General features: G+C 62.1%; 10 protein-coding genes. 8 read left to right on the top strand and 2 right to left on the bottom strand.

Annotation, left to right across the window (positions count from 1 at the left end):
- The 4 genes from NW838_RS00810 to NW838_RS00825 all read left to right on the top strand — a co-directional run.
- A partial coding sequence (locus NW838_RS00810) for an ABC transporter ATP-binding protein (protein ID WP_414427310.1) occupies positions 1–543 on the top strand: 543 nt, incomplete at its 5' end.
- A 65-nt stretch (positions 544–608) separates the two neighbouring features.
- Positions 609–3,038, top strand: coding sequence for a TonB-dependent hemoglobin/transferrin/lactoferrin family receptor (locus NW838_RS00815; RefSeq protein WP_414427311.1), 2,430 nt, complete (start codon positions 609–611; stop codon positions 3,036–3,038).
- 46 nt (positions 3,039–3,084) lie between these two features.
- Entirely contained in the window at positions 3,085–4,386 is a 1,302-nt protein-coding gene (locus NW838_RS00820) for an energy transducer TonB (protein ID WP_414427312.1), read from the top strand.
- Between the two features lie 32 nt (positions 4,387–4,418).
- Entirely contained in the window at positions 4,419–5,306 is an 888-nt protein-coding gene (locus tag NW838_RS00825) for an ABC transporter substrate-binding protein (protein ID WP_011434267.1), read from the top strand.
- Positions 5,307–5,325: 19 nt separating this feature from the next.
- Here the strand turns inward: NW838_RS00825 and NW838_RS00830 are convergent, their stop codons facing one another.
- Positions 5,326–5,709, bottom strand: coding sequence for a hypothetical protein (locus NW838_RS00830; RefSeq protein WP_011434266.1), 384 nt, complete (start codon positions 5,707–5,709; stop codon positions 5,326–5,328).
- Between the two features lie 92 nt (positions 5,710–5,801).
- On the opposite strand from NW838_RS00830, the gene rppA reads away from it, so the two are divergent.
- The 4 genes from rppA to recF all read left to right on the top strand — a co-directional run bounded on the left by rppA (position 5,802) and on the right by recF (position 10,055).
- A complete protein-coding gene (gene rppA / locus NW838_RS00835) occupies positions 5,802–6,491 on the top strand; it encodes a two-component system response regulator RppA (protein WP_414355523.1) in 690 nt (229 codons plus the stop codon).
- 22 nt (positions 6,492–6,513) lie between these two features.
- Positions 6,514–7,980, top strand: coding sequence for a sensor histidine kinase (locus NW838_RS00840; protein ID WP_414355524.1), 1,467 nt, complete (start codon positions 6,514–6,516; stop codon positions 7,978–7,980).
- Positions 7,981–8,029: 49 nt separating this feature from the next.
- Positions 8,030–8,722, top strand: coding sequence for a DNA-binding protein (locus NW838_RS00845; protein ID WP_414355525.1), 693 nt, complete (start codon positions 8,030–8,032; stop codon positions 8,720–8,722).
- A 166-nt stretch (positions 8,723–8,888) separates the two neighbouring features.
- Positions 8,889–10,055, top strand: a complete 1,167-nt coding sequence (recF, locus tag NW838_RS00850) for a DNA replication/repair protein RecF (protein WP_414374977.1) — start codon at positions 8,889–8,891, stop codon at positions 10,053–10,055.
- A gap of 87 nt (positions 10,056–10,142) precedes the next feature.
- Here recF and NW838_RS00855 read toward each other — a convergent pair whose 3' ends face one another.
- Entirely contained in the window at positions 10,143–11,636 is a 1,494-nt protein-coding gene (locus NW838_RS00855) for a YifB family Mg chelatase-like AAA ATPase (RefSeq protein ID WP_414427313.1), read from the bottom strand.
- Positions 11,637–11,639 lie beyond the last annotated feature (3 nt).

Consider the following 11,639-nt stretch of genomic DNA (forward strand, 5'->3'; position numbering starts at 1 on the left):
CGGCAATTGGTCAGTCTGGGGCGTTCTCCCCACCAGCCCTGGTGGGCGTGGCAGTTGACGCCGGCGGATCGGCAGCGGGTGGAGTGGGCTCTGGAGCAAGCAGGACTGGGATCCCTGGCGCTGCGGCGGGTGGAAACCCTTTCGGGGGGCGAGCGGCAACGGGCTTTTCTGGCGTTGGCTTTGGTGCAGGAGCCGCAGGTGTTGCTGTTGGATGAGCCCACCACCTTTTTGGATCTGCGCCACCAACTGGAGCTGCTGGAGCTGTTGCAACGGCTGAAGCAGGAGCAGGGCCTGACGGTAGTTACGGTGCTGCACGACCTGAATTTGGCCATTCGCTACAGCGAGCAGATTGCCTTGCTGGGATCCGGCCAGATGCAGGCCCTGGGGTCTCCCTTGGCAGTGTTGACCCCCAGCCGGGTGCGACAGGTGTTTGGCCTGGAGGTGGAGTGGATCTCGACTCCGGTAGGGCCACAGCTTTGCCCCCTGCGCAGCACAGCTCCAGCGGCAGCAAGGCTCCTCTCCCTGCCGGTGTCAGGGTGCTGAGGGAGGGTTTGTCCGGTTTTGCAGTGAATTTTCCCTGTTGTGGATTTCGAGGAGCATGAGAGGTTATGCGCGTGAACGGTCGTTGGTGGCGGGTGGTGAGTTTGGGGTTGAGTTTGGGAGTGGGCTGGGGATCCCTGTCCCAGGCTCAGCCCAATGCCCGGATCCCTGATTCGACAACTCCGCCGCTGTTGGCCCAGGCCACCCCTGCACCGACCACCCTGCCAGAGCAGATTAGGGAGCTGAAGGCGCAAATCGAAGCTGCCCGCCAGCGGGGGGATCAGGCAGAGGTGGAGCGGCTACAGGCCGAACTTCGGGCTCTCCAGCAGGAAGGCACGCCGATCTTTAACCTGCAACAGGTCACCGTAACCGGTACTCGCACCGAGCGCACCTTGGCCGACTCGCCCGCCAGCATTACCGTCATCGACCGGGAGCGGTTGCGGCGGGAGCTGCTTCAAAACATTCAGGATCTGGTGCGCTACGAGCCGGGGGTGAGCGTGCGGCGCAGCGTTCGCTACGGCCTGCAGGACTTCAACATCCGCGGCCTCGACGCCAACCGGGTGTTGATCCAGGTGGATGGGATCCGCCAGCCGGAGCGATTTTCCTTCGGCCCCTTCACCATTGGCCGGGATACCTTTGAGCTGGAGACCCTGAAAACTGTAGAAATTATCCGCGGCCCCGCCTCCACCCTCTACGGCAGCGACGCGCTGGGGGGTGTGGTGACCTATACCACCCTGGATCCAGCCGATCTGCTGGGGGAACGGGACAGCCATGTGGGCCTGTCCAGCCAGTACGACAGCAAAAACCAAGGGTACGTCAACACCCTCAGCTTGGCGGGTCGGCAGGATAACTTAGAGGCTCTGCTCATCTACACTCGCCGCGACGCCAGAGAGCCGGATATCCAGGCGGATCCCAGTTTCAAGGATCGGCAGACGGTGGAGGGAGACAATGTTCTGGCCAAGCTGGTCTATCGCTTCAGTCCCTTTGACAGCCTCACCCTGACGGCGGAATACTTCAACAACCGCACCACCACCACCTTTTCGCCCCGCAACCTGGATCCCGGCATCCGCCTTTTCAGGGAGACCATTGAGACCGAGCGCAGCCGCCTCAGCTTGGAATATCGCTACGCCAACCCCGATACCCCCGCTTTTGAGCTGGCCACCGTCCAGATCTACTACCAGCCGGCCCGCACCCAGGAGCCCAGCGTGGAAGAACGCACCCTCACGGTACAAGGTCGGCCCGTGCCTGTGCGTCGGGATACCTTCAACGAGCTGGTCAGCAACATTCTGGGAGCCAGCGTACAGGCCCAGAGCCGCTTCCAAACCGGGGATCTCTCCCACCGCTTGGTGTATGGAATGGAGATCTCCACCACCCGCAACGAACGTCCCCGCAACCGCTTCCAAACCAACCTGCTGACCGGGGCAGTCACCCAAAACATCCCCCCGGACACTTTTCCCACCAAAGATTTTCCCGACTCCGATACCGTGCGCTTTGGGCTGTATTTGCAAGATGAGATCGACTTTGGGGGCGGCAACTTTACCCTCATCCCCGGCATCCGCTACGACACCTACCGCCTCACCCCCAGCCCTGACGAAGCCTTCTTGAAAAGTGGGGCAGAAGCCGCCAGCCTGTTTGCCGATGCCATTTCTCCCAAGGTGGGCCTGGTGTGGAGGATTAATCCCAACCTCACCTTTACGGCCCAGTACAACACCGGTTTTCGGGCCCCTCAGTACAACGAAATCAACAGCGGCTTCACCAACCTGGTCAGCCCCTTCTTCCGCTACCGCACCCTTTCCAATCCCAACTTGCGACCGGAAACCAGCCAAGGCTTTGAAGTGGGGTTGCGGGGGATCTACCCCCAGGCCAGCTTTAGCTTGGCCGCCTACTACAACACCTACAACGACTTTATCGAGGCTTTCCGGGAGGTGGGATCCGAGCCTTCACCCCCCGGCCCGCCAGGGAGCCCGCCACCTCCACCGGTGACTCTCTTTCAGAGCCAGAACGTCAGTCGGGCCCGCATCTATGGTGTAGAAGCCACCGGGCAGTACTTCTTCAGCCCCGATTTGACCGGCTGGAGCCTCAATGGCAGCTTTGCCTGGGCGGTGGGGGATAACCTCACCGAAAACAAACCCCTCCTTTCCATTGAGCCACTGACGGCAGTACTGGGACTGCACTACGACGATCCCAGCCAGATCTGGGGAGCCAGGTTGGTGGCCACGCTGGTGGCGGATCCCCGCGACCCGCAACGGGAGGTAGTGCAACCGAACCCCAACGCTCCACCTCAAATTCCGTTTGTGCCCAAGGGCTACACCGTGGTGGATCTGCTGGGCTACTACAACCTGGACGACAACTGGCAATTGAATTTCGGGGTGTTCAATCTCTTTGATGAAAAGTATTTTCTCTACTCCGAAACCCGCTCTCTCTTTGTCGGCCCTGAAGTGGAACGGCGGGCCCAGCCGGGACGGCATGCTGCGCTCAGTTTTTCCACCCGGTTTTAGGGGCCAAGACCTGAGGCCGTGTTTACTCTGGATCCTGCTCTAACCGATGCTTGCCGAGCCACCTGCCCGCACCCCCAAGGGATCCCTCTCTCTTCTTCGGAAGTCCTGTCCCCAGCTTTTGTGGCGACTGCAGGGGTGGTATTGGCAGCAGGCGGGCATGGCCTGGGAGGCGGGGCTGGCTTGGTTGGCGTTGTGGCTTTGGGCTGGCGCAAGAGAGAGCGGCTGGCTGGAGTGTGCCGAGGAGCTGCTGCAAGAGGCTTGGGTGGCCGGCTATAGCTGGGCTGCCCTCTGGACAGCTTGCCAGGAGGGGGAAGATCCGCCGGGGACCGTCCTCCACCTGCGAGCCAGGGATCCCCGACCGCTGCGCCGGGAGGGGTTGATTTCCCTCCTCTTGCACCTGATGGCGCTGCTGGGGCTGGCTTGGTGGGGATCCCGGCCTTTATCAGACGCAGAACTCCGGATCCCAGTCACGCTTTTGCTGGAGGATCCCGAGCCACAGTTGCTCGAACCGGATTCAGAATCCATAGAATCTCTCCCACCAGAGCCAACAGCAGAGCCGCCCGGCCCGGCCCCGGAATCGCCCCCTGCAGACGATCTATCTCCACCGGAGCCTGTGCCCCAAGAGATCGAGATGCCAGCCATCCCGGAGGCTGAATCTTTGCTGGCCCTGCAAACTCCGACCCCTACACCCATTCCCACGGCAAAGCCAGAACCCACCCCTACTCCTCCACTGACCCCATTACCGACAGCCACCCCGCAACCCACTCCTCCGCCAGAACAGCCCACCCCAACTCCGGCGGTTACCCCCACCTTTACAGCGACTCCACTCACCTCCGCCCCGGTTACCTCAAGCACCCCTCTGCCCCGCTTTACCCCCTTGATCCAAGGGATCCGTTCCAGCGTAAAGACTGCCGCCGCTCCGCCTTCCCCCGGCAGCGAGAGCAGATTGGGGCCAAGGGATCCTGAAACTGGGACACCTGGCGGTATAGGTGCAGCCCAACCCCATTCCTCTGCCCCAACACCTGCCACCCCCAGTTCCTCCCCACCGACAGTGGCTGCCAACCCCCAGCCGGACATCCTGGCCCGCCCGATCCCCGGTCGCAATCCTCCGCCCCCCTACCCTCCTCAAGCTCGCCGTCTCGGCCAACAGGGGCAGGTGCTGCTGCGGGCCAAGGTCAATGCCCAGGGGCAGGTGCAGCAGGTGGAGATCGCCTCTTCCAGTGGGTTTCCCGCCCTGGATAGGGCAGCGCAGGAGGCGGTGCAGCGGTGGGAATTCAGCCCGGCCTTGAGAAACAACGCCCCCATCGAGTCTTGGGTGGTGGTGCCCATCCAGTTCACCCTCAATTGATTGCTGTTTGGGAATTGTTTTGGAGATTGTCTATGCTGTCTCGTCTTTCTCGCCGTCAACTGTTCGCCTTTGGTCTGGCCAGCGTGGGGGCCTGGGGAATGGGGCGTTTGGCCCAAGCCCAAGGTCGGATCCCTCAGGAGCCACTCCTGTCAGCGAGACAGAGTCCTTTTCGTCGGGTAGCCAGCCTCACCACCTTGACTGCCGATATCCTCTATCGCTTGGCCCCCGATAGGTTGGTGGGGATCCCTGCCGGTCGTTTGTTGGAGGAGGATCCCCGCTTCCAAGGCTTGACCCGCCTGGGGCTGGGCAACCAACCCAACCTGGAGCAGCTTGTGGCCCTACAACCGGACTGGGTGGTGGGGGCCAGTGGCTTTCACGAGGCTCTGGCAGAACGGCTGCAGGAGCTGGGGATCCCCACCTACCTCACCCGCGTGGACAGTTGGGCTGCTTTGGAAGAGACGATTGCCACCCTGGCTGCTGCTTTGGGGGCGGATCCCGATCCCTTGCTGCGGCAGTATGGATCCCTTTTGCCCCAGGAACTGCCCCGCGTTCGACCCAAAACCTTGCTCTTGGTGGGCACCCAGCCGATTCTTTCTCCCAACCGGCAAAGCTGGGCCGGGGATCTGCTGGAACGCTTTGGCGCGGACAATCTCACCGCTACCTTGCAAAGCCAAGGGCCTTTTCGGGGCTACGTCACCCTTTCGGCAGAGCGCATCCTGGAAGCCAACCCAGAAGTTCTGCTGGTGGTCAACCCGGAGGCGGCGGATCCCTTGGCGTTTTTCCGTTCCCGCCCCTTTTGGAATCGGTTGCAAGCCGTCCAAACTGGGAAAGTTTATGGATTTGACTACTACGGCTTGGTCAATCCCGGTAGCTTGGAGAAAATTAGAGTTGCCTGCGAGCAGTTAGCCCGCATTTTTTGAACGGACTTGGAGTGTCTCTCTAGTCCAAGCTATAGCGGGTCAGGCGCTGCACTTGCTCGGGAGCAAGGCCAAGCTCTTGGGCAATCTGAGCCGACACCTGGTCTGGATCCAGTTGTGGAAATTCAAATTCCAGCTTGCGCAGGTGGGGATTGGTGGTAGTCACCTCCACCTTGGTGTAGCCACGGGAGCGGCGGATCTCCGCCTGAATGGAAAGAATATCCAGAGCCAAGGTGGCTTGTTGCTGGCTGCGAATCGCCAAAGGTTGCTCTAGCCGGCGAGGACGGCTCAGCGCTTGGCCCGTCACCCACTCTCCCCCCGCCACAAAAAGAAGCCCTGCCAAGGGCAGCACCAGCCAAAAATCAAACCCTAGATCTTGCCACCGATGGATTTTGGGCCACCCCACCGTTGTTCTCTCCCTTGCAGAGGGCTATTTCCGTGATCCATCCTAGCCTGGGCAGTGGGAACTGGCCGTCTTGGTCAACGGCGCACAGGACGATGCGAATTTTGCTGGTGGAGGACGACCCGGAACAGTTGGAGCCTTTACAGGCTGCCCTGTCCAAGTGCGGCCACGTGGTTGACTGTGCCAAGGAAGGGGAGATGGCTGCCTGGCTGATGGAGGAGAAAGCCTATGATCTCCTGATTTTGGATTGGATGCTGCCGGGGCCAAGCGGGATCCAGCTCTGTCGGCAATACCGCCAATCGGGGGGATGTGCGCCGGTGCTGATGTTAACTGCCAAAGACGCAACATCGGATGTGGTGCAGGGGTTGGATGCGGGGGCGGACGACTATTTGGTCAAGCCGGTGGATCTGGTGGAGCTGCTGGCACGGGTGCGGGCTTTGGGACGCCGTTCCCCCCAATGGCAAGGAGACAGCCTCAGCCTGGGATCCCTGCACTTGCACTTGGCCAGCCTGACCCTAGAGCGGCAGGGGAGGCAGGTACAGCTTTCGGGCAAGGAGTTTCAATTGATGGAATACCTGATGCGCCATCCCAACCAGGTGCTCAGTCGGGGCCAGATCGAGCAGGCGGTGTGGGAATGGGGCTGTGAGCCGGAGAGCAATGCCGTGGCTGCGTTGGTGCGGCGGTTGCGGCTACGGTTAAAAGAGGTGGAGGCCCAAGATTGGCTGGAATCGGTGTATGGCCAGGGGTACCGGCTGCGCATAGCCTCTCCAGAAGAGAACCCATGAAAGCAGTTTCTAGGGGGTGGCGATGGAGGTGAAAAGAGCTGAACACAAGCATTCTCTCCCATGGCTGGGCTGGAACTGGGTTTCCCTGGCACACCCCCTTCAGCCGCACCTGGGGCAGAAGGCTGCGACAAGAGGGACGGGATCCCTGGTGTTTCACCACAGCCGCCGTCGCTTGGCCCGCAGCTTTGCCGGGGTCATGGGGGGGATCCTGCTGGTGTTTGCCGCCGTCTTCTACCGCTTGGAAGTGGAGAACCAGTTGCAGGCTTTTGACGAGGAGCTGCAGGTTCAGGCCAGGATCATGGCGGCAGCCATTAAGTACGAGCTGCGCCAGGGGCAGTGGCGGTTGGTGTTGAACGAGGTGCCCTTTTTGGGGGGGAAAACCCAACCCCTCGACCATCACTTGGCCTATGTGCGCTGGTTCGATCCTGCTCCCGGCACCGGAAGGGAAAGCTTGGGATCCCTGCGCCAGTACACGGGATCCCGGCCTCCTCTGGAGCTGTTTGACTTGGATGGCCCGCCTCACCATCTCCAACTGGGTTTCCAAACGGTGGAAGGAGAGAGCGGCTTACTGTTGCGCCAGCTCACGCTGCCGGTGCAGCAGGAGGAAAAGCTACTGGGCTACTTGCAACTGGCGGTGCCCCTGGAACCGCTGCAACTTACCCTGGGTCGCTTGCGCTGGGGGTTGGGGATCGGGATCCCGCTGACGCTGGCGTTGATCGGCGGGGCCGGCTGGATCTTGGGGGGGCTGGCGATGCAGCCGATTCGTCGCTCCTACGAGCAGTTGCAACGCTTCACTGCCGATGCTTCCCACGAGTTGCGCGCCCCCCTGGCCGCCCTGATGAGCAATGCTCAAATGGCTCTGCTGGCCCCGGAACAAGCTCAACCTCGCCTGGAAAAGGTGGTGAGCGGTGCCCGCCGCCTCAGCGTGCTGATCGATACCTTGCTGCAGTTGGCCCGCCAGCAGGGATCCCTGCCCCTGGAGGATCTGCCGCTTCTGAATTTGCGAGCGCTGTTGCAGGAGCTGAGCGAGCAATACCGCCCCCAAGCTGAGGCCCTTGGCCTTCACTGGCAATGCCACCTGCCTGAGACGGATCTTTCTGGGGGTTGGCTTGTGCGGGGGAACGCTGCCCTGCTGCGGCAGGCCATCGAGAACCTACTGCGCAATGCCCTGCAGTACACCCCTGCAGGCGGCACAGTGCAGGTGAGCCTGGAAAGCCAGCGCCAGCGCGCTTACCTCCACGTCAAGGATACAGGCATTGGCATTCCCCCCGAGCATCTGCCCCATCTGTTTGAGCGGTTTTACCGGGTGGATGAAACCCGTGCTCGCCATACGGGTGGGTTCGGTCTGGGCCTGGCCTTGGCCCAGCAGATCGTCACCGCCCATCGGGGATCCCTGCGAGTGGCCAGCCAAGTGGGAGAGGGATCGATATTTACGGTAGAGCTGCCCTTGTCATCTTCACGTCATTTTTCTCCGCCATTCTCAAGATGAGCCGCGATAACCCAAACCGGCTTGTCCTGTCGATTGGAGTCTATGACCAATGACGATTCGTTCCTCTTTTGCTCGCGCTCTGGGTTGTTCTCTGCCGATTTTGGTTCTGCTCACCCCCCTGGTGCTGGGATCCCCGGCGCAAGCCCAGCGGGGCAGACGCTCTGCTCCTGAAGCCACAGCTCCCCTTCAGGTACAGCCAACTTGGCAGCGCCCGCGGGATCTTGAGCGAGCCAGCCGCGATCTGGCTAAGGCGCAGCGACACCTGGCCGAAGCCAGCTTCCTCTCTCAGCGGGGGTCTTCCCCAGAGGCTGCCCGCCTTTTGGAACACGGCCAGGAGAGGTTCACCAACGCCCAAGCCTCACTTGAGGCGGGGAACTTCTTCGCCGCCCGCGAGCAGGCCAAAGCAGCGGAAAACTTAGCCAAAGCAGCCAAAGTTCTCTACGAAGCGGAGCTGGGTTTCATGGGCCGCCCTGGCCGTTCCTTCTTCGAGGCCCCTTTCCGGGCTCAGGAGTACCTCAGCCGGCTGCAAGCGGAGATGGCCTTCGCCAACATCAACTCCGGCAGCGTCTCTGACCTGCAGAATCAAGTGCAGAACCTGTTGGGCGACGTAAGTACGGATCCCAGCAGCTACACCTTCGCCGACTACAGCCGTAGCAAAGCTGCCCTCTACTCCGCCCGCGCTGCCCTACACCTGTTGGCGGCTGAGCGCCTCGGGGGGATGACTACCCTGACCAGGCGCTGATCTGGCCTACCCGGAACTGGGGATAGAGGGGATCCCTGCTGGCTGAGTCTTCGGGGTTAACCCCTCTACCTTCTCTTGCCCCTGCTGCAGTTGGGTCAAAGTGAAAGCCCCCAAAGCGGGGGCTGTTCTTGGTTAGATATTGATCGCGTCTTTACATCTGCCCTTAGTGTACCTGCGTTCTCTGCACCTGCGCCACTTTCGCAACTACCGGGATCAAGAGATCACCTTTGACGCGCCCAAAACCATCCTGGTGGGGGAGAACGCCCAGGGCAAGACCAACCTGCTGGAAGCGGTGGAGCTGTTGGCCACCTTGCGCTCGCGGCGGGCCAGCCGGGATCGGGAGCTGGTATACCAAGAGGAGCGACAAGCCCAGATTGCCGCCACGGTTGAACGGCTGGGTGTGGCCCATGAGCTGGTGATGGAGCTGCGCAGCAGCGGCAGGCGATCCCTGAAGGTGGACGGGCAGGTGCTGCGCCGCCAGGCGGACTTTTTGGGACAGGTGAATGCCGTGGTGTTCTCCAGCCTGGATCTGGAGCTGGTGCGGGGCGCTCCGGAGACGCGGCGCCATTGGTTGGACGGGGTGTTGCTGCAACTGGAGCCGGTTTATCTCGGCCTGGTGGAGCAATATCGCCAGATCCTCAGGCAGCGCAACGCCCTTTTGAAGCAGGATCCCAAGGACTCTGTCCCGCTAACGCAAGCGGCTGCTGGCGTTCAGTTCTCGCAGATGGCCTTCTGGGATGCCCAACTGGCCACCACCGGTAGCCGAATTATGCGCCGCCGCGCCCGGCTGCTGCAACGGCTGGAGCCTTTGGCTGCTCACTGGCACCGGGTCATTAGCGGTGGACGGGAAACCCTGACCCTTACCTATCGACCCCAAGTGCCCCTGCCGGATCCCCAGGCCAGCCCCGAAGTGATCCAAGCCCAGTTTTTGGCCGAGATCCGCGCCAAAGCCGCCGCCGAACACTCCCTGGGCAGCTCTCTGGTGGGCCCCCATCGGGATGAAGTGGAGCTGTGCATTAACGGAGTTGCCGCCCGCGCCTATGGATCCCAAGGCCAGCAGCGCACTCTGGTTTTGGCTCTGAAATTGGCGGAGCTGGAGCTGATCGAGCAGGTGGTCAGGGATCCGCCCTTGCTGCTCTTGGACGATGTGCTGGCCGAGCTGGATCTGCAGCGGCAAAACCAGCTCTTGGAAGCCATTCAGGAGCGCGTGCAAACCTTGGTTACCACCACCCATCTGGGATCCTTCGACGCCAGCTGGCTCAAGGCCGCCCAAATCCTTCAGGTGCAAGGGGGGCAGCTTTTTCCCAGCAAAACAGGGGATGGGATCCCGTAGGGCAGGCCGGAGCTCTGGCAGTGAGGGAAACCCTATCTGGGAGGGGGGCTGGGGGTGGTCGCGTCAGCGGCGCCGAGCGCTTGGGCTTTACAGCCGAGCGCGATCCAGGCTGCGGTATTGAATCGCTTCGGCAATGTGGGTGGGGGCAATGGCCTCCGCGCCCTCGAGATCGGCGATGGTGCGGGCCACCTTGAGGATGCGGTCGCTCCCCCGCGCAGACAGGGCCAACTTTTGGATGGCGCTTTCCAAGAGCTTGCGACAGGGATCCGAAAGGGAGCACCACTGCCGCAGGTGGCGGGATTGCATCTGAGCGTTGCAGTGGATCCCGGGCTCCTGTTGGAAGCGCTGCCGTTGCCGTTGCCGGGCTTGTTCCACCCGTTGCCGCACCGCTTGGGAGGGCTCGCCGCTCTGGGCGCGAACAATTTCTTCCGGCTTGAGGCGACTCACCCGCACCTGCAAGTCAATCCGATCCAACAGGGGCCCCGAAAGTTTGGACCAGTAGCGCTCCCGCTGTTGCGGCGTGCAGGTGCAGGGGTGAACCGGATCCCCGTAAAAGCCGCAGGGACAGGGGTTGGTGGAGGCCACCAGGGTGGTTTGGGCGGGAAACTCCAGGGAAACGCGGGCGCGGGAGATGGTAACCTTGCCGTCTTCCAGGGGTTGGCGCAGCACCTCTAACACCTCCCGCCGGAACTCCGTCAGCTCATCCAGGTAGAGGATGCCATGGTGGGCCAGCGAGATCTCGCCGGGTTTGGGGTAGGATCCCCCACCTACCAAGGCCACTGCCGAAGCCGAGTGATGAGGCGCGCGAAAGGGCCGCTGGGTGATCAAGGCGGTTTGTCCACCCAGGTGGAGATTTTGCCGCAACAGGCCGGCTGCCGAGTAGATGCGGGTGATCTCCAACATCTCTTCCCACTGCAACTGGGGCAAAATGCCGGGCAGTCGCCGGGCCAACATGGTTTTGCCCGCCCCAGGGCTGCCCACCAGCAACAAGTTGTGCCCACCTGCCGCCGCTATCTCCAAGGCCCGCCGGGCGTGTTCTTGTCCTTTTACGTCCGCCAAGTCCAGAGGGGATTCCCAATTGGCCGACACCATCTGTTGCGGTTGGATCTGGATCGGCTTAACCCCGTTCGGGTGCTGCAGCCAGTTCACCACCGCCGCCAAGGAAGGCAACCCATACACTTGGATCCCTTGCACCACTGCTCCTTCCGGCCCATTTTCCTGGGGCACCACCAGGCGGCGGATCCCCATCTCAGCAGCACTGGCGGCAATGGGCAGAACCCCGGCCACCGGGCGTAGGGTGCCGTCTAGGGCCAATTCCCCCACCATCAGGGTGTTGGCCAGAGCTTCCCGCTCAATCACCCCTGAGGCCGCCAGGATCCCAATGGCGATGGTCAGATCGAAGCTGGGGCCCTCTTTGCGCAGATCGGCAGGGGCCAAGTTGACGATGATCCGCCGCTGGGGTAAAGCAAAGCCGGAGTTCTTGATCGCCGCCCGCACCCGCTCTTTGGCTTCCTGAACGGCGGCATCGGGCAGTCCCACCAAGGTGATCTGGGGCAAGCCACCGCCCACATCCACCTCCACCGT

Origin of the sequence: Synechococcus sp. R55.2 (genome assembly GCF_047462075.1) — a bacterium.
Classification (GTDB): Bacteria; Cyanobacteriota; Cyanobacteriia; order Thermostichales; family Thermostichaceae; genus Thermostichus.